This is a genomic window from Paraburkholderia sp. J10-1 (genome assembly GCF_905220165.1).
Taxonomy (GTDB): Bacteria; Pseudomonadota; Gammaproteobacteria; order Burkholderiales; family Burkholderiaceae; genus Paraburkholderia.
In genome coordinates this window covers 26588-49574 of sequence record NZ_CAJMYW010000021.1, presented here as the reverse complement: position 1 = coordinate 49574, position 22987 = coordinate 26588, and the positions used below count along the sequence as shown (strand labels likewise).

Annotated in this window: 20 protein-coding genes; all 20 read left to right on the top strand. The window is 61.5% G+C overall.

Annotated features, from left to right (window positions below; all coding sequences use genetic code 11):
- Positions 1 to 4: 4 nt before the first annotated feature.
- The 20 genes from U5A65_RS35860 (at position 5) to U5A65_RS35765 (ending at position 22231) form a co-directional block, all read left to right on the top strand.
- On the top strand, positions 5 to 1492 hold the full coding sequence (locus U5A65_RS35860; protein WP_321949243.1) for a flavin monoamine oxidase family protein: 1488 nt from the start codon (positions 5 to 7) through the stop codon (positions 1490 to 1492).
- Positions 1493 to 2173 (top strand): c-type cytochrome, encoded by a 681-nt coding sequence (locus tag U5A65_RS35855; protein WP_321917678.1) that lies wholly within the window; start codon positions 1493 to 1495, stop codon positions 2171 to 2173.
- 221 nt (positions 2174 to 2394) lie between these two features.
- Positions 2395 to 3528, top strand: a complete 1134-nt coding sequence (locus U5A65_RS35850; RefSeq protein ID WP_321917676.1) for a saccharopine dehydrogenase family protein — start codon at positions 2395 to 2397, stop codon at positions 3526 to 3528.
- Between the two features lie 58 nt (positions 3529 to 3586).
- The gene (locus U5A65_RS35845; RefSeq protein WP_321949214.1) at positions 3587 to 5140 is read left to right on the top strand and encodes a class I adenylate-forming enzyme family protein; all 1554 of its coding nucleotides are present in this window, start codon (positions 3587 to 3589) and stop codon (positions 5138 to 5140) included.
- Positions 5141 to 5165: 25 nt separating this feature from the next.
- Positions 5166 to 6407, top strand: coding sequence for a thiolase family protein (locus tag U5A65_RS35840; RefSeq protein ID WP_321949213.1), 1242 nt, complete (start codon positions 5166 to 5168; stop codon positions 6405 to 6407).
- Positions 6408 to 6585: 178 nt separating this feature from the next.
- A complete protein-coding gene (locus U5A65_RS35835) occupies positions 6586 to 7929 on the top strand; it encodes an FAD-dependent oxidoreductase (RefSeq protein ID WP_321917695.1) in 1344 nt (447 codons plus the stop codon).
- A 102-nt stretch (positions 7930 to 8031) separates the two neighbouring features.
- Positions 8032 to 8874 carry a TetR/AcrR family transcriptional regulator gene (locus U5A65_RS35830; RefSeq protein WP_321917693.1) on the top strand — a complete coding sequence of 281 codons (843 nt, stop codon included), beginning with the start codon at positions 8032 to 8034 and terminating at the stop codon, positions 8872 to 8874.
- Positions 8875 to 9040: 166 nt separating this feature from the next.
- Positions 9041 to 10330: an acyl-CoA dehydrogenase family protein gene (locus tag U5A65_RS35825; protein WP_321917672.1), complete on the top strand. Its 1290-nt coding sequence runs from the start codon at positions 9041 to 9043 to the stop codon at positions 10328 to 10330.
- Between the two features lie 135 nt (positions 10331 to 10465).
- The gene (locus U5A65_RS35820; protein WP_321917670.1) at positions 10466 to 10894 is read left to right on the top strand and encodes a DUF4148 domain-containing protein; all 429 of its coding nucleotides are present in this window, start codon (positions 10466 to 10468) and stop codon (positions 10892 to 10894) included.
- Positions 10891 to 11640, top strand: coding sequence for an electron transfer flavoprotein subunit beta/FixA family protein (locus tag U5A65_RS35815; protein ID WP_321949212.1), 750 nt, complete (start codon positions 10891 to 10893; stop codon positions 11638 to 11640). The genes U5A65_RS35820 and U5A65_RS35815 overlap by 4 nt, the downstream gene beginning before the upstream one ends.
- Before the next feature lie 14 nt (positions 11641 to 11654).
- Positions 11655 to 12587, top strand: coding sequence for an electron transfer flavoprotein subunit alpha/FixB family protein (locus tag U5A65_RS35810; RefSeq protein ID WP_321949211.1), 933 nt, complete (start codon positions 11655 to 11657; stop codon positions 12585 to 12587).
- 405 nt (positions 12588 to 12992) lie between these two features.
- Complete coding sequence (locus U5A65_RS35805) at positions 12993 to 14480, top strand: flavin monoamine oxidase family protein (protein WP_321949210.1); 1488 nt, start codon at positions 12993 to 12995, stop codon at positions 14478 to 14480.
- A gap of 9 nt (positions 14481 to 14489) precedes the next feature.
- A complete protein-coding gene (locus U5A65_RS35800; protein ID WP_321949209.1) occupies positions 14490 to 15146 on the top strand; it encodes a c-type cytochrome in 657 nt (218 codons plus the stop codon).
- Positions 15147 to 15180: 34 nt separating this feature from the next.
- Positions 15181 to 15858 (top strand): hypothetical protein, encoded by a 678-nt coding sequence (locus U5A65_RS35795; protein ID WP_321917663.1) that lies wholly within the window; start codon positions 15181 to 15183, stop codon positions 15856 to 15858.
- A 43-nt stretch (positions 15859 to 15901) separates the two neighbouring features.
- A complete protein-coding gene (locus U5A65_RS35790; protein ID WP_321949208.1) occupies positions 15902 to 16609 on the top strand; it encodes a hypothetical protein in 708 nt (235 codons plus the stop codon).
- Between the two features lie 36 nt (positions 16610 to 16645).
- Positions 16646 to 16942, top strand: coding sequence for an EthD family reductase (locus U5A65_RS35785; RefSeq protein WP_321917660.1), 297 nt, complete (start codon positions 16646 to 16648; stop codon positions 16940 to 16942).
- Positions 16943 to 17032: 90 nt separating this feature from the next.
- Positions 17033 to 18619 carry a Re/Si-specific NAD(P)(+) transhydrogenase subunit alpha gene (locus U5A65_RS35780; protein ID WP_321949207.1) on the top strand — a complete coding sequence of 529 codons (1587 nt, stop codon included), beginning with the start codon at positions 17033 to 17035 and terminating at the stop codon, positions 18617 to 18619.
- 13 nt (positions 18620 to 18632) lie between these two features.
- Positions 18633 to 20048 carry a Re/Si-specific NAD(P)(+) transhydrogenase subunit beta gene (gene pntB / locus U5A65_RS35775; RefSeq protein WP_321949206.1) on the top strand — a complete coding sequence of 472 codons (1416 nt, stop codon included), beginning with the start codon at positions 18633 to 18635 and terminating at the stop codon, positions 20046 to 20048.
- 98 nt (positions 20049 to 20146) lie between these two features.
- A complete protein-coding gene (locus U5A65_RS35770) occupies positions 20147 to 20458 on the top strand; it encodes a high-potential iron-sulfur protein (protein ID WP_321917655.1) in 312 nt (103 codons plus the stop codon).
- A gap of 204 nt (positions 20459 to 20662) precedes the next feature.
- A complete protein-coding gene (locus tag U5A65_RS35765; RefSeq protein ID WP_321917653.1) occupies positions 20663 to 22231 on the top strand; it encodes a methyl-accepting chemotaxis protein in 1569 nt (522 codons plus the stop codon).
- Positions 22232 to 22987: the final 756 nt, after the last annotated feature.

The window sequence follows — 22987 nt, the reverse complement described above, 5'->3', positions numbered from 1 at the left end:
AAGGATGGATCGGAAACGTAAGCCGGACGCACAGACCCGGCGCCAGCTTCTACGCATTACAGCGATGGGCGCGGCGTCACTGGCGACCGGCGGCATGTCGCTGGCACAGGCCGCCGCAACGACCGCAACGAAGCCACCGAACGGCGACATTCTGGACGTCGCAATCATTGGTGCGGGTCTTGCTGGATTGACCGCGGGTCGTGACCTCAAACTGGGTGGATGCGATTCGTTCGTCGTGCTCGAGGCACGCAACCGCGTCGGTGGACGCACGTATAACCATGACCTCGGACACGGGGTTGTTTCCGAAGCGGGAGGTCAATGGATCGGTCCCGGCCAGACGGCGATTTTCGATCTGGCACGTCAACTTGAGATCGATACGTTTCCGAGCTGGTATGCGGGGAAGACCATCGTGATGGCGCAGGGTGCTACGGTGGCACAGGATTTTCACGGCGGTACGGGCGGTGACGACGCGATCGGCAACCGGCTTGCCGAACTCTCGCGCGGCGTGCCGTCCGGCGCGCCGTGGAAGGCCGCGCATCTGGCGGAGCTGGACAAACTCTCTTACGGCGATTGGCTCCTGCAGCAGGGCGTGAAATACGCGGACGGATACTTCCTCGCGCTAGCCGCGAAGCTGACCACGGGCGGTGCGCCAGCACAACTGGGTCTGCTGCACTACCTATCGATGATCAACAGTGCAAGCTGCAACTACACGCAACTCGAAGCGTTTAAGGGCGGCGCGCAGGAAACGCGCATCGTCGGCGGCTCACAGCGTCTGAGTATCAAGATGGCCGAGCAACTCGGCGACAAGGTCAGGCTGTCCTCGCCAGTGCGCAAGATTGCCGGCTGGGACCGCGATGTTGTGGAGGTGCATACCGATCTGGGCGTGGTCAAGGCGCGCCGCGTGGTCGTTGCGATGAATCCTGCCCTGTGCAATCAGGTGGTTTTCGATCCGCCGTTACCCGTTGGGCGGGCGCAGCTCCAGCAGAACTGGCCCACAAGTGCCCCCATGCGCAAGACGGTACACGTCTACGACAAACCGTTCTGGCGCGACGCGGGCTACTGCGGAACGATCTTCCAGGTCGGCGGCCCGGTCTTCATGGCATACGACAACTCGCCGCCCGATGCTTCTCTCGGTGTGATCGCGGCATTCGTTGCGCCGGGGATGTTGCCCAATGATCCCAACATGGCCGAAAAAACGCTTTCGGCCACGTTTGCGAAGGCATTCGGCGACCGCGCGCTGCATCCGGCGCAATTCCACGACTACGACTGGGGCCGGGTCGATCCTTGGACCCTGCATTGCATCAATCCCATGCCACCGGGCTTCTGGTCGAAGTGGGGCAAGTATCTGCATCCCGAAGTGGGCCGCCTGATCTGGTCAGGGACCGAAACGGCCGACATCTGGGCTGGCGCGATGGACGGCGCCGTGCGTTCGGGTCACCGTGCAGCCTTGCAGGCGCTGGCCGGTTTCACTCAACGCGGCGAGGTGGCGTGAATGAAACGGGCATGGATCGTAAGTGCAGTCGTTTTGCTGGCAGGCGTCGTGGGTGTGGGAGCGCTCTACGGGCGCGAATACCTCGACGGCATGCATTTCGAAAAATCGATGAGCGAAGTCGAAAAGACGGAAGTCGCCAATGGAGGCCCGTGGCCGCAGCCGCAGGAGACCTGTGTCTTCTGTCACGGTGCGCACGGCCAGTCCGTCAACGCCTGGTATCCGGCGCTGTCCGGACAACCCGAGGCTTATCTTGCTGCCCAGTTGCACGCGTTTGCCAGCGGGCAGCGATCCAACCCCTACATGGGTGCGATCGCGAGGGAGCTGACAGACGAGCAGATCAAGTCGCTGGCTGCTTATTTCGCGCGGCAGACGCCGTCCCAAAGCGAAGCGGTGCACGCCCAGACGGCGCTCGAAAAGCAGGGCATGGCGCTCGTCTCGGCGAAAAGCTGCCAGGCCTGCCACGGGGCGTCGTTGCTGGGCAGGGGGCCGGTGCCGCGTCTGGCGGGCCAGGGCGAAGCCTATCTCGCGAAGCAGCTTGCTGCCTTCAAGACGGGCGAGCGTCATGACCCAAGCGGCGCAATGAACGGGATGGCGACCACCCTGTCGGGCGAAGACATCCACGCGGTGGCCGCTTATCTTGCTGGCCTGATGCCGGGCGGCAGCGCCGCAGGCCCGCAATAGCCGACGTGGCCTAACGGGCGGGAGCAGCGGAGAGGCAGGGAAATATCCTGTCTTTTTTAGTCACTCAAAGTTTGTAATATGACCTATGTTTTGTATTGTGTTCTAGCAATTTGACATGCATCATCGTAGCACGGGCTAACGGCGCGGATCATCGACCGTTGGCGACATCCCAGGCATTCAAAAGACGCAGCATTTGACCCATCACGTATCAGGAGACAAGCATGGCTAAGCATCCCGTCGTCGTATATGGCGCAAGTGGTTATACCGGCATGTTGATCATGGACTGGCTCATCGACCAGGACATTCCCTTTACGGCGATCGCACGTAATGCGAAACGCACGCACGATATGATGGCGCAGCGCGTCGTGCGCCTCGAATCGGCGAACTACGAAATCATCGAAGCCGAGCACAACGTCGATTCGCTCGTGAACGCTTTTCGCGGTGCAAAGGTCGTGTGCAACACGGTCGGGCCGTTCTTCAACTTCGGCCTCACTGCTGTGGAAGCGTCGCTCAAGGCTGGCTGCCACTACCTCGACACGACTGGCGAGCAGCACTTTATCCGTCAGGTTCGCGAGCAGTTTGGCGAGCAGTTCCGGCAGGCCGGGCTGCTGGTGTCGCCTTCGAATGCCTACATGTACACGTTCGCGGAAATCGCAGCCGAACTGGCACTCGAAACGCCCGGTGTAGATGCACTGGAGACGGCCACGCTCACGCGCGGCCCGCGCGGCGCCGGCGCCGGTGTCAGCGTGGGCTCCACTGCGACCATCTTTGAAGGCTATCGCCAGGAATCGTCCTATCTGTGGGAGAAGAAGCTTGTGCCGCATGACAGGCACGCTTCGTTCAACATCGCTTCTCCCGATTTCCTGCAGCCCGTGTTCGCGCTGCCGTGGGGCGGCACTTCGCTGCCGGTGTACTTCGAGCACGATCCGCGCGTGCGCAGCTGCGTTTCCTGCGTAGGCTTCTACGACAACAACGCGATGCAGATGGTCCACGCGCTCGGACAGAAGTGGGAAGCCGAGTACGCGAACTTGCCGCGCGAGCAGCAGGACGCGGTGCTCAAGCAACTCGTCGATTCGACTACGCCAGCCATGCCGCCGCGCGAACGCACGTCGCTTCATCGCACCGTTGACTTCGCGATCGGCCGTGGTCAGCTCGCGGCCGTTCGCGCAACCGTGCACGGCATCACGCCTTACATCGCGACCGGCGCTATCCAGACGGCCGCAGCAATCAAGCTGCTCGACGGCGATGCCGCGAAGGTGGGCTTTGCCTCGGGCTCAAAGGCATTTGGGCATCGCTATCTGCTTGGGTTCCTCGAGCAGCGCGGCCTTGCGCGCGCGACCGTCACGCAGCTGTAAGCGCCGCGAGCGCGCTGTTTCGGTACAGATTCAGGACAGACTCAGGGAAACATGGGACATGGCAATCATTGACTTCTTCGACCGCGGTTGGCGCATCAATCCCGACGCAATCGCCTACATCCAGGACGAGCGCAGCTATTCGTTCGATGAGGTGCACACGCTGTCGTGCCGCATCGCCAACGGGCTGCTTGCGGCCGGCTTCGAAAAGGAAGCGAAGGCAGCGGTCTGGGCCGACAACGACGTCACGGCATGGACCTGCACGCTGGGGCTGTGGCGTGCTGGCGTGGTATGGATCCCGGTGAACGGGCGCAGCGCACCGCAGGAGAACCAGTACCTCCTCGACGCGTTCGATTGCGAAGCGCTGTTCTTCCATCAGGCGTTTGCACCAGCGGTTGAAGCGCTGCGTCCGAGCCTGCCCAAGGTCAGACTCTGGATCTGTATTGATGCCGATCTGCCGTGGGCGACGTCGCTCGAAAAGTGGAGCGCGGCGCAGCCCGCGACCGAACCGCGTGTCGATTACGACATGGACGACATCGTGACGCTTTCGGGCACGGGCGGGACGACGGGTTTGCCCAAGGGTGTGATGAACACGCACCGGGCGTTTCAGACCTACTTCGCTCAGTTCATGATGGCGTTTCCGTATGGCGTGGAGCGCCCGGTGAATCTTGCCGCGGCGCCCATGACTCATACCGCGGGGATGCTCTCGCTGCCGTGCACCGCGCGCGGCGGCACCGTGGTCGTGCTGCCCAAGCCGGAGCCGGGCCTGCTTCTCACGGCGATCGCGAAGCATCGGGTCACGGAGTTCTTCCTTCCGCCGACGGTTATCTATCGCCTGCTCGATATTCCCGGCATCGAGGACCAGGATTTTTCATCGCTCAAGTGCTTTTTGTATGGCGCTGCGCCGATGTCGGTGGAGAAGCTCAAGCGCGCGATCGAGGTGTTCGGGCCGGTCATGGCGGGCGGCTACGGTCAGACGGAAGCTCCAGCGTCGATCTCCTATCTCACTCCGGCCGAGCACTTCGTGGACGGCGAGCTTGCGCCGCAAGAACGTCTCTCCTCAGTTGGCCGCCCCAATCCACTCGTACGCGTTGAAATCATGAACGATCGCGGGGTAATTCTGCCCCGAGGCGAGACTGGTGAAATCTGCGTGCGCGGCGACCTCGTGATGAAGGGCTACTACAAGGCGCCCGACAAGACAGCGGAGACCGTCGTCGACGGATGGCTGCATACAGGCGATATCGGTCATCTCGACCCTGAAGGATACCTGCACATTACCGACCGCAAGAAGGACATGATCATCAGTGGTGGCTTCAACGTCTATCCGAGCGAAGTCGAGCAGGTCATCTGGGCGCACCCGGCAGTCCAGGATTGCGCGGTGATCGGCGTGCCCGACGAAAAGTGGGGCGAAGCCGTGAAGGCAGTGGTGGAGCTCAACGCCGGTCAGAGCGTGAGTGCCGAAGAGCTCGTGGCCTTGTGCAAGGAAAAACTCGGCTCGGTCAAGGCGCCGAAGAGCGTGGACTTCATCCGCGCGTTGCCACGCAGCCCAGCCGGCAAAGTGCTGAAGAAGGACCTGCGGGAGGAGTACTGGAAGGGCGTAAGCCGCCGGATTTGAGTCAGACACGCACGAATAAATCACCATGAGCGATATTTACATTGCCGGTATTGCGATGACCGTGTTCGGCAGGCACTTTGAACGCAGCATTGACGATCTCGCGGGCGAAGCACTGCGCGGAGCGTTGAAGGATGCAGGTTGCGACGCGACTGCGATCGGCGCGGCTTTCTATGCCGGCATTACCAACGGGCCGCTGCAGGGCCAGCTATCCATTCCGGGGCAGGTCGTGTTCAGCAAGATCGGGATCGAAGGCATTCCGGTCTACAACGTCGAGAACGCCTGCGCATCGGGCAGCACCGCGGTGCATCTCGCGGTCCAGGCACTCAGGTCGGGCGCCTGCGATGTCGCGCTCGCGCTCGGCGCGGAAAAGATGAACGTGCCGGACAAGGCGAAGTCATTCGCCCTGTTCGAGGCGGGGTGGGACGTGTCGCGCGTCGACGAGAACTTCGCCAGCCTGATGAAGCTCGGCGAAGGCATCGAGCCGCCGCCCGGATCGGAGTCCGACCGGCCCTATAGCCGCTTTATGTCTGTCTATGCCGCGCTGTGCCGGTATCACATGAAGACCTACGGCACCACTCAGCGCCAGATCGCCGCCGTGTCGTCGAAAAACCATCTGCATTCGGTGCATAACCCGTATTCGCAGTTTCGCCAGGCGTTCACGATCGACGAGGTCCTTGCAGCGCCACCGATCACATATCCGATCACACTGCCCATGTGCGCGCCGGTTTCGGATGGCGCGGCGGCGGCGATCCTGTGCAGCGGGGAGGGGTTGCGGCGCATCGGTGCTGACCGCAGCCGCTGCATCCGGGTTGCAGCGAGCGTCGTGCGCAGCTTCACGCATCGACGTATCGACGAGCCGGAGAGGAACATTGGCCGTCTTGCGGCGCTGCAGGCCTACGAGCAGGCGAGCCTCGGCCCCGAGGACATGGACGTCGCCGAAGTGCACGACGCATCGGCGATGGGCGAAATCATCCAGGCCGAAAACCTGCAACTGGTGCCGCCCGGTCAGGGCGGTCCCGCTGCCGAGCGCGGCGAGTTCGCCCTCGGCGGGCGCATTCCCATCAATACATCGGGCGGCCTCGAATCGAAGGGACACCCGCTGGGTGCCACAGGAATCGGTCAGCTCTACGAACTGGTTGCTCAACTGCGTGGAGAAGCGGGCGCGCGCCAGGTGCCGGGTGCACACCACGCGATTCAGGAAAACGGTGGTGGATTTCAGGGCATCGAAGAGGCGGCGCTTGCCGTCCACATTCTGAGCAAGACTTGATGGAGCATGTATGAGCGAGACAACGGAAGCACAGACAGGACAACAGGGCGGCCCGCGGCCCGGAGTGAGCCGCCGCACCTTCATCAAGGGCGCGGCGGCAGCAGCCGTGGTGGTGCCGGCGGTGGCGGCTACGCAATGCTCGCGCGTCGAATCGCCTGGCCCTGTGGAGGAAGCCAAAATGACTGCCGACCTGGAAAAGTACCGCGCGCTCGGCGGCTGGGTAGAAAGACCAGGCGACATGCGGCCAGAACTCACCGGCGACGTGAATGCGGACGTGGTCATCGTCGGCGCCGGTTTTGCGGGGCTTTCGGCTGCGCTGGAACTGGTCAGGCATGGAGCGAAAGTGGTCGTGCTCGAGCGCGAATTTGCCGGCTTTGGTGCAAGTGGTCGCAATGCGGGCTATCTGGCTGGCGCACTCGCGCTCGAATACGATCTCTTTCTCAAGAGCGTGGGTAACGAGAAAGGGAAGGAGATCGTCCGCTACTACGAGGACGCCGTTCCCTTCGTGGAGGGGAAGCTCAAGGAGTACGAGATCGACTGCGACTACAACCAGAGCGGCATTATCCGTGCGGGTATTGATCCTGCACAGGAGGAGAAGGTGCGCGAGGACATGCAAACGGGCGCCGGATTGGGCTTTCAGTCGGAGTTTCTCGACCAGGCCGAGATGCGCGCGCGTGGCATTCCGCCAGCGTTTTTGTTCGGCAATTACGTGCCGCGCGGCGGCACGCTCCACCCCGGCAAATACGTAATGGGGCTCAGGCGCGCGGCGTTGCGCGCAGGCGTGAAGATCTATGAGAACACGCCACTGCTGTCTTACACCGAGGGGCCGGTCATCAAGGTGCAAACCCCGCGCGGCAGTGCGAGTGCTCCGGCGCTGATCCTGGCCACCAACGCCTATACGCCGCAACTCGGCCTGCTTGCGGACAAGGTTGTGCCGCTACGGGTCTCGGCGATCGAGACCGAGCCGCTCTCTGATACCCAGCGCAAGGCATTGGACTGGCCGCGACGCGAAGGCATCGTGACGGCACACTGGACCATGGAGAGCCACCGCCTGACCGTCAATAACACGCTCGTGGTGACGACGAAGCGTATCCATTACCCATACGGCTCCAGGACGCCGAACGTGCCCGACTATGAGTCCTATCGCGAGCTGCGCACGGCCCTGCATGACCGCTTCCCAACCCTCAAGGGCATCGCGTTGAGGGCATGCTGGAGCGGCTATATCAGCCTGGCCAATGACGCGCTTCCGGTTGTCGGAGCCACGGGGTCGCATCGGAACATCTTCTACAGTGCCGGGTGCTCCGGACATGGCGTGGCCGCGCAGTCCATGGTGGGCAACATGATTGCCGGGCGGATTCACGGCATCGATAATCCGCTCCTTTCGGCGCTCGATCACAAGACGCCATCGACACTGCCCGAGCCGTTGCGATGGTGCGTTATGAACGCGGCGTTAGGCGTGGTAAACGCGCTCGACGACCGCGTGAACAGCAAGGCGCGCGCCGCCCAGGCGCTGCGGGCGTAACGCGCGTCGAGGTAAGGGACGCCTTCGGCAAACACACGTCGACGCGGCCTCATTGGGGCACTGTGCGAGCGATTCGGTGTTTGGCTATAGCGTTTGAGCGTGATGAAGAGCGCGCACGAACGCTATAGCGGGCCATGCCATGCCATGCGGATGGAGTTTCAGCCTGGTGTAAGGTATAGTCATGTTTACCTAGGAAGCGGTTTGTGTGACCGCGTTGCCTCTCCGGCGAGGCGTCTAGCTCACTCAAGGCGGAAAGCGATGACAGTGCCAAAAGAGCCAAGCACCCGTAAGCGGCGCACGTCGAGCGCAGCACCTTCCACGGGAACCCCCCCCGACGGCCTGCGGGCTCAGGGCGTACGTACGCGCAATGCCATTATTCGTGTGGCAAGGAAGCTTCTGCTCGAGAATGGCCCCATGGACTTCTCGCTGCGTGCTGTCGCCCTGAAGGCGGGAATCAGTGTCAGCAACCTCCAGTACTATTTCCCGACGCGACCTGACGTCGTGCGGGCGGTGATGGCGCCGGTGATCGACTCGTATCTCAATGTCCTGAAGCAGGCTCTCCAGAACAACGCTTCGCCGCGTGCGACGATCGAAGCCATTCTCGATCAGTCAGTGCAGGACGCGAAAGACTCGAAGAACATCCCATTGTGGTGGCATTTCTTTTCGTTTGCCTCTACCGACCCCGAGTGCGCACAGATGCGGGACGAATGGTACGACACCTTGACGAGCGAACTCGCCAAGCTCATTCGTGCCGCGAATCCGGAGCGTGGGGCGGCCGAGAGTACCCATATCGCCGTACTGCTCACTTCGATGGTGGATGGTATGACCATCCATCTGGGCACCCCGCGCAGCAAGCGCGCGTATATGCGAGGGTTTGAGGCGATGTTCCTCGAGACCGCGCGTAACCTGGTATGGGGGAAGACGGTGGACGCCGAGACGGCCTAGCAGCCACGTAACTCTGCCAGCGAAGAGAAAGACAGGGGAATACCCTGTCTTTTTTTTTGAACTCGTGTTTTGTATTGTTACCTATGTTTGTCATGTTGATCTATAAATGAGGCGACCGGGTTGCGGGGCAGTCCGGTCCACATGTGTCCAGGAGAGGAGTACCGAAATGATTCGACTGCACAAGTCCGTAGGGTTGCCGCTGGCAGGATTGACCGGTTTCGAAACGCCAATGAGCGAGGAGGAACGTGCGATACAGGATACGGTTCACCGTTTTGCACGTGACGTGCTGAAGCCCGTCGGCCGCGAACTGGACCGCATGGCGCCGGAGGAAGTGATCGCGCCGGGCTCGCCGTACTGGGTGGCCATGATGGAGAGCGCAAAGTTGGGCCTCGATCCGCAACTGCTTGCGCAGCTCCCGCCAGACATGGCCGTGCGCATTGAATCGCTGATCGGCGAAGAGCTCGGCTGGGGTGATGCAGGGCTTGCCGTCTCGATCGGCGTGGCGCCTGCTCCGTTGATGATGGCGCAGTCAGTCGGTAATCAGGAGCTGATCGACATGTGCACCGGCAAGATTGGTTGCTGGATGAACACGCAGCCCGACCGCGGCACCGATGCCGCGATTCTCTACCGCGAAGAGATCAGCGCTGCTGGCAAACAACCTGTGGGTAATTTGACTGCGAAAGTGGGCGCAGACGAAATCGTAATCAACGGACAAAGTTCCGCGTGGATCTCGAATGGCTCGGTCGCGCAGGTAGCGCTTGCGTATATGGCGGCGGACTATGGCGATGGTTTCTATGGCGCCGGCGAGCGAAGTGCATTCACGAACGGCATCGGCATGATTCTTCCGCTCGATCTGCCGGGTATCTCGCGTGGCAAGCCACTCGACAAGATTGGCCAGCGCTCGTTGCCGCAGGGCGAGATCTACTTCGACAACGTGAAGGTGCCCAGGCGCTTCGCCATTGCACTGCAGGATGACTATCTCGGCAATCTGGCCTCGACGTGGTCCTTCGCCGGTACGCACATGTGCCAGGTGTTCGTCGGCGTGGCGCGCGCTGCGTTCGAACTCGCGCTGGATTATTGCCACGAGCGCAAGCAAGGTGGGGCGCTGTTGATCGACCACCAGATGACTCAACTGCGTGTGGGTGAGATGCTGCGCCGACTGGAGATGGCGCGTGCGACTGCGCGACGCAGTCTCGCTTTCTCCCGTCTGTCTCCAAAGAGCCATCCGTACGCAACGGCCCAAGCCAAGGTCAGCGTGACTGAAGAAGCAATGAAGATCACGAATGAGGCATTTCAACTCTTTGGCGGCAACGGCACCACCCGCGAGTTCCCAATTGAGAAGCTGTTCCGCGATGTGCGCTCTGCGCTGATCGAAGACGGCGAGAATTATCACCTCACGCTGCGTCTGGGCGTGCTTGCAGGAAGACTCTATCAGGACGGCTGGACGAAGGAGTGACCAAGCCGTCGGCGGCGATGGATTTGCCTCGCGTTGAGGCTCCATGGCACCTGGATCGGGTCGTCAGGTAGTCGCTGGTTTGTCGTGAGTGCCATCAATTTGGTTTCGAATTCATTTATTTTTTAGGAGTACGACATGAATGTTGGTGCCATATTGAATCATGCCGCTCTCGCTGCTGTGCTAACGGCCGTCGCCATATCGGCTCAGGCGCGTGGTGGTGGCGCTCCCCGTCCTGAGCAATCCATTTCGCATTCCGTGTCCGCCGCGCGTGGAGTGGAGAATGACCCGAGTGCGCAAACCGAGGCGGCTCGCGTGGCCGGGCAGACGGGTGCGGACGTCGGCCCGGCGCCGGGCAAAACCCGCGCACAGGTCCGGGCCGAGCTCCTGCAGGCCGGAGAGGAGGGGATGCTTCCGACGCGTTGGGTCGATTATCCGCCCAGTGCCGCGACCAGGGCACGAAACAGGGAAGACTTCCTGCGCGTCGAGCAGGTGTGGAAGGCAGAAGGGATCATTCCGGCGACAAGCGTAAGCAGCACAAATGGATTGAGCGAGGAGCAGCAATGAAATTGTTGGTGGCAGTGAAGCGGGTCGTGGATGCCAACGTGAAGGTCGGCGTGAAGTCTGACGGAGCGGGTGTCGACATCGCCAACGTGAAGATGTCGACGAACCCGTTCGACGAAATCGCTGTGGAAGAAGCGGTGCGTCTGAAGGAAGCGGGCGTGGCGACGGAAGTCATCGCCGTTTCCGCGGGCGTGACGCAGGCGCAGGAAACGCTGCGCACGGCGCTGGCGATCGGCGCGGATCGCGCGATCCTCATCGAGTCGAACGAAGACCTGCAGCCGCTGGCCGTCGCCAAGCTCCTGAAGGCGCTGGTCGACAAGGAACAGCCGCAACTCGTGATCCTCGGCAAGCAGGCCATCGACGACGATTCGAACCAGACCGGCCAGATGCTCGCCGCGCTGGCGAACCTGCCGCAAGCCACGTTCGCATCGAAGGTGGTCGTGGCCGACGGCAAGGCGACCGTGTCGCGTGAAGTGGATGGCGGCGCGGAAACGCTTTCCTTGAAGCTGCCCGCAGTGGTCACGACGGATCTGCGCCTGAACGAGCCGCGCTACATCACGCTGCCGAACATCATGAAGGCGAAGAAGAAGCCGCTCGAGATCGTCAAGCCGGAAGACCTGGGCGTTGACGTCACGCCGCGTCTGAAGACGCTGAAGGTTGTCGAGCCGCCCAAGCGCAGCGCTGGCGTGAAGGTGCCGGACGTGAAGACGCTGGTCGAGAAGCTGAAGACGGAAGCCAAGGTGCTGTAAGGAGCGAGACGAAAATGACGAATCTGGTTATTGCCGAACACGACAATCAGTCGATCAAGGCCGCGACGCTGAACACGGTCGCAGCAGCACAGAAGATTGGCGGCGATGTGCACGTGCTGGTCGCGGGCCACAACGCGCAGGAGGCAGCCGACGCAGCCGCGAAGATCGCAGGCGTTGCGAAGGTGCTGCTCGCCGACGCGCCGCAACTCGAACATGGTCTTGCCGAGAACGTCGAAGCGACGGTTGTAGCGATCGCGAAGAACTACTCGCACATCCTCGCGCCGGCAACGGCAGCGGGCAAGAACGTCACGCCGCGTATCGCTGCGAAGCTCGACGTCGCGCAGATCAGCGACATCACCGCTGTGGATTCGCCGGACACGTTCGAGCGTCCGATCTACGCGGGCAACGCGATTGCGACGGTGCAATCGGTTGATCCGGTCAAGGTCATCACGGTCCGCACGACCGCATTCGATGCAGTCGCGGCAGAAGGCGGCAGCGCAGCGGTCGAAAAGCTCGAAGCCGCAGCAGACAGCGGCCTCACGCAGTTCGTCGGCCGTGAAGTCACGAAGCTCGACCGTCCGGAACTCACAAGCGCGAAGATCATCGTCTCGGGTGGCCGCGGACTTGGCAGCGGCGAGAACTACACGAAGGTGCTGGAGCCGCTCGCCGACAAGCTGAACGCCGCACTGGGCGCCTCGTGTGCAGCAGTGGACGCTGGCTACGTGCCGAACGACTATCAGGTCGGTCAGACGGGCAAGATCGTCGCGCCGCAACTGTACGTAGCAGTCGGCATCTCGGGCGCGATCCAGCATCTGGCCGGCATGAAGGACTCGAAGGTCATCGTCGCAATCAACAAGGACGAAGAAGCACCGATCTTCAGCGTGGCCGACTACGGCCTCGTGGGCGACCTGTTCACGGTCGTGCCGGAACTGGCGTCGTCAACCTGAGCGCATAGCCTGGAGTTGCTCGTGTGATTTCCGGGCAGATGCCGGGCTGATCCTGATCATTTGAGCGGATCGTCAAACTCGCTACATGGCGCCGCGCGTTGGTGCCTTGGCGGGCGTCCGAAAGTGGGATGTCACGAAGCATCTTTTGAAAAAACCGGGGAATACCCTTTATTTTCTCGTTCACGAAGTTGGTATCATGACCTATCTTTGGTTGTATGTTCTATAAATACGCCGCCGGAGCGGCGGATCTCGCGGTACCGGCCGCGGCGCACGAATGATTCGCAGAGGCATTCGAAGGCGTTGCGGGGCGTGGTGTATCGACCGGATATCGAGCACGGCGCCTGAGCGGGGCGGTTTCCTTGACACGCGCAGAGCGAGAGCCTTCTTCACGTAGACAGAGGCACTATGGTAAAAAAATCTTCCCCAGACGGCGCTGCAAACCTGCAGCGCAGGCAATGGCTCAAATATGCCGGTGCCTCGGCTGCTGCCGTGGGTACGCTCGCCATGAGCACCCAACAGGCGTATGCCGCGGTCACCAAGGCCGCGCCAGGCGCGGACGGCATTCTCGACGTCGCCATCGTAGGAGCGGGGCTGGCCGGACTGACCGCCGCGCGCGACTTGCGCCACGCGGGCTGCGAGTCCTTTCTGGTGCTTGAAGCCCGCGATCGCGTGGGTGGGCGAACGTTCAATTACAACATCCCCGGCGGGTACGTCTCGGAAGTTGGCGGGCAATGGATTGGGCCCGGCCAGACCGCCGTCGCGGATCTCGCACGCGAACTCGGTGTCGGCACCTTCCCGACCTACTACGACGGAAGTACGGTCATGCTGGGCGGTGACGGCCGCGTGGCAGTCGATCTGAAAGGCACGTTCGGCACCGATGAGGCGATCGCGGCCAAGCTCAGCAAGCTCTCACGCGACGTACCTTGTGGTGCACCGTGGACGTCCCCGAAGGTCGGCGAACTGGACAAGCTTTCGGTTGGCGACTGGCTGGAAAAGCAGAATATCAAGCCTGAAGATCAGGTCGCATGGAATGACAGCATCACGCTTTCGGGCGGCGCGGCGCCGGCGAAGATGGGGTTGCTGCACTTCCTGTCGATGGTTAATTCTGCGGATTGCGATTACTCGCAACTCGACAGCATCAAGCACAGCGCCCAGGAAACGCGCTTCATCGGTGGCTCGCAAATTCTCAGCATCAAGATGGCCGAGCAACTGGGCGACAAGGTGCGCCTGTCTTCTCCGGTCCGCCTGGTTTCCGGATGGGACAGCGACGTCGTCACCCTGCATACCGACCATGGAGAGGTGCGGGCACGAACCGTCATCATGGCCATCCATCCGGCTTTGTGTCATCAGGTGCAGTTCGACCCACCTTTGCCTGAAAAGCGTGCGGCCCTGCAGCGCGCCTGGCCCGCGCATTCCCCGGCACGGAAGACGGCCATGGTCTATCGCCGTCCGTTCTGGCGCGACAAGGGTATGAACGGCAGCATCTTCCAGGTCAATGGCCCCATCCTCTGGGCCTACGACAATTCCCCACCGGGCGGCGAGATCGGGGTCATCAACGCGTTCATCGAGAATGCAAAGGTGCCGTCCGAACGGGACGCGGCGATGACCATGCAAAAGCAGTTCTATGCGCAGGCGTGGGGCGATGAAGCACTGTCTCCCATCGCCTACCACGATCAGGACTGGGCCCGGATCGATCCGTGGACCCTGACCTGCGTTTCCGCCATTCCGCCGGGATTCTGGAGTACTCACGGCGAGGCGCTTCGCCCGTCGTGCGGCAAGCTGATCTGGTCGGGGACGGAGACTGCGAATATCTGGGCCGGCTATATGGATGGCGCCGTGCGTTCCGGCCATCAGGGCGCGCTTCAGGCGCTCAATGCGCTGCGCCGGGCGTAGGGGGTAACGATGAAAAAAACACTATTGATTGGCATTCCTCTGGTTATTGCCCTGTTGCTGGCCATTTTCGGCTCGGATCTGCTGGGTCTATACCGGCTGCAGCGCTATCTCGCAGCATCGACCACGGCTTACCTGGCTGACGGCGGCCCCTGGCCGCATGTGACCGACGTCTGCATGGGCTGCCACGGCGTCAAAGGCAATTCACTCCATCAGGGGTATCCGAGTCTCGCCGGGCAGCCGGCACCCTATCTGGAGACCCAGCTTCACAATTTCGCGAGTCAGGCGCGCCGCAATCCGAACATGGGACCCCTCGCGATGACAATGAGCGATCCGCAGATCAAATCGCTGGCTGAATATTTTGCCGGGGTGACTCCGGTCGCGAATCACTACTTCGAGCCGGATGCGCAACTGCGTGAGAAGGGACAGCGTCTGGTGGCCGCGGGCAATTGTGCTGCCTGTCACGGCGCTCAATTGATGGGCCACGACCAGTTTCCGCGTTTGGCTGGTCAGGGATACGACTATCTGCTCGCGCAGTTCGACGAGTTCGCTTCCGGCACCCGCAGCGAACCCACAGGTGTCATGAAAAACCTTGCAACCGGTTTTTCGCCCGAAGACCGCAAAGCCATTGCCACCTATCTGGCAAGCCTTGACCCGAAGAAGAATTGATCCATCAAATGCAACCTGCGTTGGGAGTTTAGTCATGGACCTCAGATCTGTAGTTCTTATGCTTTCCAGTGCCTTGCTGGCACTGAGCTCGTTTTTCTACGGCTGGAAGATCGTCAGGAAGCGAAACTATCTTCTTGGTCTGGAGATGTGGATCGTCGGTACTTCGGCGACGAACGCCATTGGTTTTTTTGCTACCGGAAATGCAGTTTCCTATGAGGTCGCACACTTCTTCGATGCGTTTTCTCGCGGATTCGGTATGCCCATCATCGCTGTCGCGGGCCTGATGGCGATTACGCATGGATACAAGCCGTCAATTCGTCAAGACGTCACGGCATTCGTCGTCTCGTTTGCGCTCACATTTGTTCTAGTGGGAGCAGATTTCATCGCCGGGATTTTGCCCTACTTCTATCTGACGATGTGGATTCTGCTATCGGTATATCTCGTGTACTTCATCAAGCGGCTTCTGGAAATTGGCGAAATGCTGAGTGCTCTGGCCGTAGGGGTTGCTCTGGTAACGTCGCTGGGCATTGCCGCCATTTACGACTTTTACAAAATACCGGGCGAAGAAACGAACGTCTTTCTCAATTTTTTTACGCTTGCTTTGTGCTCATGGGCCTACTTCATGCCGGCGATCTATTACGGCTACTGCGCTTTGGAGCGCGCCAAAAATGGCAGAGTCGCGCTGAACTCGCCCACGCCTTACCGAACCTGACCTTTCCCGGAGATCAATGATGAATCAAACCTCGCATAAGGCCATGCTCTTCACGGCCTGGAGCGCAATCATCGGTGGAATTCTGGCGTACGCGAATGTCGGCTTGTCATTCGTGGTCACGGGCCCGGATGCGGATATGGTGCTGCACGGAGCATCGATGCTGGCCTTGCAACCGGATACTCGCGATCTGTTCCGCTGGTGCATGGTCGCCGACACTTTTGGGTTCTATCTGCCTTTCCTCGTCATTGGCGGATACTTTGTGCACGTATTTCGCGAAGAGCTGGGTGCGCTTGGCAACATGGTGGCGATGGCCGTCGTGTTGTACGTCATGGTTGGCGTAACCGGCGCTGTCATGCAGTTTGCGATCCTTCATCCGCTGGCCCATCTTTACGCGGGCGGCGACGATGCCACGAGAAACGCTGCGGCGGCAGTATGGACTGCGATAGCCAACGGGACGCAAAACGGCCTCTGGTGGATTGAGGGCCCGCTCGTGCTCTTCTGGACGCCGATTGCCGCCAACGTGCTCAAGAAGGATGGCTGGAAGGGATCGATTCTGCTCAAGATCGTCGGCTGGGCTTTCGGGATCTTCTTCCTGTTCGGCTTGTTTCCGGATCTCGACGCGTTTTCGAATGCCAGCGAGATGATCGTCGTGCTGGTGCTGCCGCTATGGATGTTGTTGTTCGGCTGGCAAATGCTGCGCCGCGCGCGCGCGATGCCGGCACGAATGCAAGGCGCTGGCGCATCCACCTAACGCAACTCTCAACTGCATCTCAACACGGGACTGAATATGACTACCCTGATCGTGAGTTACCCGAGCACCGAAGGCGGGACGTTTGACCGCGACTACTACCTTTCGAACCATGCTCCGCTTGTCCGCTCGGCGTGGAGTGAGTTTGGTCTGAAGTCGGCCGAGGTCCTGTTTCCGTCGCCAATGCCACAACCCTTCGCATGCGTAGCGATCCTGCGTTTCAGCGATCAGATCGGGATCGATGCGGCGCTTTCCTCCGCCAAAACCGCCGAGGTGATGGGCGACGTGAGGAACTTCACCAACATCACACCGACGATTTTCTGCGCGGGCGACTGACCCGTCGCACGGCTGGTGTGACTTCACCGTCGCTGCCACGCCCGCAATTCTTGCGACGACCGATAGCAATGTGAACATTCAATCTTCCCTATGACATTACTGATTGGTATTCCTCAGGAAGTGGCTGCCGCAGAGCGGCGCGTTGCGACGGTGCCCGAGGTGGTCGAGAAACTGATCAAGCTTGGGTTCCCGGTTGCCGTACAAAGCGGTGCCGGCGCAGGCGCGAACTTTGGCGACGAGGCGTATCGTGCGGCGGGTGCCGAGGTCGTGGCAACGGCCGCCGAACTCTGGGCCCGCAGTGACATCGTTTTCAAAGTGCGCCCCCCGAGCAGCGAGGAAGTGGCGCTGATGCGCGAGGGCGGCATGCTGATCGGCTTTGTGTGGCCGGCCCAGAACCCCGAACTGATGCAGCAGCTGGCCGCGAGGCACGCTACCGTGCTGGCGATCGATTCGCTGCCGCGCACGCTGTCACGCGCGCAGAAGATGGACGCGCTCACCTCGATGGCCGGCATCAGCGGCTACCGCGCGGTGATCGAGGCAGCCCATGCGTTCGGCCGCTTCCTGAACGGTCAGGTCACCGCCGCCGGCAAGGTCCCGCCTGCGAAGGTCTTCATCGCTGGCGCGGGCGTAGCGGGCCTGGCTGCCATCGGCACCGCGGCCAGTCTCGGCGCGATCGTGCGAGCCAACGACACGCGCGCCGAGGTGGCCGACCAGGTCAAGTCCCTGGGGGGCGAATTCGTCAAGGTCGAGTACGACGAGGAAGGCTCGGGCGGCGGCGGCTACGCGAAGGTCATGAGCGAGGGCTTCCAGCAGGCGCAGCGCGCGATGTACGCGCAGCAGGCGAAAGACGCGGACATCATCATCACCACGGCGCTGATTCCCGGCAAGCCGGCTCCGAAGCTCATCACCGCCGAAATGGTGCAGTCGATGAAGCCGGGCAGCGTGATCGTGGACATGGCAGCGGAGCAGGGCGGCAACTGCGAACTCACCGTGCCCGGCGAGGCGGTGGTGCGCCATGGCGTGACCATCGTCGGTTACACGGATCTTGCTTCGCGTCTGGCCAGGCAATCGTCCACGTTGTATGGCAACAATCTGCTGCGCGTGGTCGAGGAACTGTGCAAGACGAAGGACGGCACGATCAACGTCGATTTCGATGACGACGCCATCCGCGGCCTCACGGTCATCAAGGAAGGCAGCATTACCTGGCCGCCGCCGCCGATCAAGCAGCCGGCTGTCGCGCCCAAAGCCCAGCCCGCTGCGGCGGCAGTCGCGCCGAAGAAGGGCCACGGCAGCAGCGAGCCGATGTCGGCGAAGTCGCTGGCCATCGCGTTCGGCATCGGCGCGCTCGCCTTCCTGATGGTGGGGCTGTTTGCGCCAGCCACGTTCCTCTCGCACTTCACGGTATTCGTGCTGGCCTGTTTCATCGGATACATGGTGATCTGGAACGTCACGCCGTCGCTGCACACACCGCTGATGAGCGTGACCAATGCGATCTCGTCGATCATCGCCATCGGTGCGCTGGTGCAGGTCGCGCCGCCGCTGGGCGGTTCCGCGGCGGGTGACCGGCCATCGGGTCTGATCCTGGGCCTGGCTGTGGGCGCGCTGGCACTCACGGCCGTCAACATGTTCGGTGGCTTCGCAGTGACGCGCCGCATGCTGGCGATGTTCCGCAAATAAGGGGACGATAACAATGACTTCCAATCTGACTACCGTCTCCTATATCGGCGCGGCGATTCTCTTCATCCTGAGCCTTGGCGGCCTGGCCAATCCCGAGACCGCGCGCCGCGGCAACCTGCTCGGCATGATCGGCATGCTCATCGCGGTGCTCGCCACGGTGCTCGGTCCGCGCGTGTCGGCCGAAGGCATTCCGTATGTTGTCGCTGCGCTGGTCGTCGGTGGCGCCGTCGGCCTGTTCGCCGCGAAGAAAGTGCAGATGACGCAGATGCCTGAACTGGTCGCGCTGATGCACAGTCTGGTTGGCCTGGCGGCGTGCCTCGTGGGCTTCGCCAGTTACATCGATACGTCAGTACAATTCACTGGCGCCGAGAAGGCAATTCACGAAGTCGAGATTTATGTAGGCATCCTGATCGGTGCAGTGACTTTCGCGGGCTCGGTCATTGCGTTCGGCAAGTTGTCGGGCAAGATCGGCGGCAAACCGCTGCTGCTGCCGGCACGACACTGGCTGAATCTGGCCGCGCTGCTGATCGTGATCTACTACGGTCGCGCGTTCCTGCATGCAGAGACGATTCAGGACGGCATGCTGCCGCTCGTCGTGATGACGGTGATTTCACTGCTGTTCGGTGTGCACATGGTGATGGCGATCGGCGGCGCCGACATGCCCGTGGTGGTGTCGATGCTCAACAGCTACTCGGGCTGGGCGGCGGCGGCCACCGGCTTCATGCTGGGTAACGACCTGCTGATCGTGATCGGCGCGCTGGTGGGGTCGTCGGGCGCGATCCTTTCGTACATCATGTGCCGCGCGATGAACCGCAACTTCATCAGTGTGATTGCCGGTGGCTTCGGCAGTGGCGCGGGCGTGCCCGCAACTGCGGGCGGCGCGAGCGCGCAACCTGCCGGCGAGGTGGTGGCGGTGAGCGCCGCCGAAACTGCCGAGCTGTTGCGCGACGCGAAGAGCGTGATCATCGTGCCGGGCTATGGCATGGCCGTGGCGCAGGCCCAGCACACGGTCTTCGAACTGACGAAGCTGCTGCGCGAGAAGGGCGTCGACGTGCGGTTCGCGATTCATCCGGTAGCGGGGCGCATGCCGGGCCACATGAACGTGCTGCTGGCCGAAGCGAAGGTGCCGTATGACATCGTGCTTGAGATGGACGAGATCAACACGGATTTCCCGGAGGCGGACGTTTCGATGGTGATCGGCGCGAACGACATCGTGAATCCGGCGGCGCAGGAGGACCCGGCGAGCCCGATCGCCGGCATGCCGGTGCTCGAAGTGTGGAAGGCGAAGACGTCGATCGTGATGAAGCGCAGCATGGCCTCAGGCTATGCCGGCGTGGACAACCCGCTCTTCTACAAGGACAACAATCGCATGCTGTTCGGCGATGCGAAGTCGATGTTGAGCGAGATTTTTGGGGCGCTGAAAACCTGATCCTGTCCATACGCCAATCGTCGCTCACTTTCGGGCCATAGATTCTCAATAACCCTGTGCCTTGGTCGCACGCGATGTAACAATGAAGGAGTATTTGAATGAGGAAGTCTCGCCGTACTTTTATGATGACGACCGCGGCTGTTGCTTCGGGACTAGCACTGTCCCGTGTTGCTTTTGCCGATCAGGCCAAGGTGTCGGAAGCCGATTCGGCGTCGCTCGCGCTCGGCTACAGGGCGGACGCAACAAAGGTCGACAAGGCGAAGTATCCGAAGTACACAGCGGGTCAGGTGTGTAGTAACTGCACGTTCTATCAAGGTAAATCGAATGATGCGTTCGCTCCGTGCCCGATGTTCGGCGGCAAACAGGTCGCGGCCAAAGGTTGGTGTGGTGCCTATAACAAAAAAGCTTGATTGCTCATAGGCTGCGTGTACACGGAAAGCGTGCGCATGCAGCACATTATCGCGCCGCCCAGCGCACAACTGATCGGCGCGGGCGAGTGTCGCTGGGTTTACGCTAGATAGTGTGGAAGACGTCGGTGGAAGTATCGGATCGCCAGTATGCCTGTCGACCAGGCACTATGGTTATAAGGGTTCCTTAGTATATGGACTTGTTCAATGAGGGCATTCACAGGCACTATCCGGTTCAAGATCATGCTGGCGCTAGGCGTTTGCGTCGCGTTGATGGCGTCCATTGGTGTGATGGGCATTCGCGGTCTCGCCCGGCTCAGCGCAGATATGGGCAGCATGTATTCGGAGAGCACTGTGCCAATCGAAGATCTCGCCGCCGTACAGGCGGCGGCTCTGAAGATTCGCCTTCAGATGCGTTACATTCAGGCGTTGCGTGACCAGGACAGGGCCGCAGAACTTGTTGCAAGCATCGGCGAAGAGCAGCAAAGGCTCGATCTGGCCTGGCGTGACTATTACCCAGCGAAGATTGCCACGCCCGATGAGCGCCGACTTGCTGATCGGGTGGCGAAGGAACTCTCAGTTTTCCGAACGCAGTCGGACGACGTTGTCTCGGTGCTACGCGCTGGAAATCTGGACATGGCAGCATTCACGATCGATGAACTCACGGAAACCGGCGATGCGGTGTCCGACGCGATCGGCCGCGACGTCGCGTTGAGCGCGATGCAGGCGCGGCGGTTGGCTGAACGGGGCAACGCCACGTTCAACGCATTGCGACGGACGGTGCTTGGCGCAATCGGTCTCGGCATAGCTGCAGCCACCGCCGCGTCCGCCTGGCTGGTGTGGGCGATTACGAGTCCGTTGAAGGTCGCACTTGGCGTAGCCCGGCGAATCGCCGAAGGCCGGCTGGGTCACGCCGAGGGAATCAGCTTGCGGGGTGAGTTCGGGCAGTTGCTGCGGGCACTCCGGGCGATGGACAGGCATCTCGCAAGGACCGTTCTGACGATCAAGGTTTCAAGCGACGCGATTATGAATGCGTCCAGTCAAATAGCCGACGGTAGTACCGACCTCTCGGCAGGCGTGAGGCGGCAAGCCGCGTCGCTAGAGGAAACGGCGGCAAGTATGGATGAACTGATCCTGTCGGTTCAACGTAACTCGGATCATGTGCGCCAGGCAGCGGAGTTTGCCAACGCGACGTCGCTTGCGGCCGATACCAGTATGGCCGCAGTCGAGCAGATGAGAGGTACGATGGACAACATCTCCGCAAGCTCGGCGAAGATCGTGGAGATTACCGCGCTCATCGAAGGAATCGCTTTTCAGACCAACATTCTGGCGCTGAATGCGGCTGTTGAGGCTGCGCGCGCAGGCGAGCACGGGCGGGGTTTCGCGGTTGTCGCCGGAGAAGTCCGCAGCCTCGCGCAGCGCGCAGCTATCGCAGCGAAGGAGATCAAGGTTCTGGTCCGGGTCTCGGCCGATGCGATTTCCGGCGGGGCCGTGCACTCTGGCCACGTCTTGCAGGCGATGGTGGACGTTCGGGGCGCGATCAAACGCGTGGTTGAGATCAACGACAACATTTTCGACGCGTCAGAAGAACAGCGCGGGGGGATCGGGCGGGTCAACGAGGCCGTGAGTCGTATGGACCAGGTGATTCGCAAGAATGCGGTGGTAGTGCAACAAGCGGCAGATGCGGCGGCCTCGCTAAACGAACAGGTGGCCGCCCAGCGCCGCGCCATTGCCGTATTCGAGGTCCATTCGCAAGCGGAGCCATCGCCGGTCTGATCCTCCTCTGCCAGGACGTACCGTCCAGGCCCGGCGAACGGACGGCGCGTGCCCGTGACAATCGCGGGTGTGACGTCCGGCGCTGCGCGTAACCGATACGGTCCAATCCGTGACAACTACTGCGGTGGGAGGCGACCCACCCACAATCAGAGACGGGGAACAAAACGCACATGTGCCGCCACAAACACTTTGTCGCGGCCGCGCTGACGAACTGGATAAACGCACGCTGCTCTGTCCGACTCTGTGGTCACGCTTCAAATTTAACATAAGGTTATTTATCGCATTCGTCAAAATGTTTGTGAACATTATTGGCTCTTCGCACACCAGCTCTCGGCGCCGCCAATGCACCACTGAGTCAATCTGCTAATGACGGTCTCCGCGCGATCAATCGATCAATCCATCCTCGCTCGCTCGGGAGTTATGCACCCGCACGTCCTGCGGTGCCATACCATAGGCGCGTCAAAAGGCACTTGTGAAGTCGGACGCGCTCGTAAAGCCGTGGGCATACGCGACGTCCTTGGCGGGCACTCCCGGCCACGCGACCAGTCACCCCGTTGACCACCACGACGCCGCCGCGTGTGACCGCCCTCAGGCTGTCCGTCCAGGTCACGGCCCCGATGTTGTCGACGATTGCCCAGCGCGGCGCGGCAACTGATCGCCGTGGTGGGATATACGGTTGGCGCAGAGGCGCTCGCCGATCGCGGCACCCCCGTCATTGCGCGTCGTGGCCCACACCTCGAAGCAAGCAGCACGGCC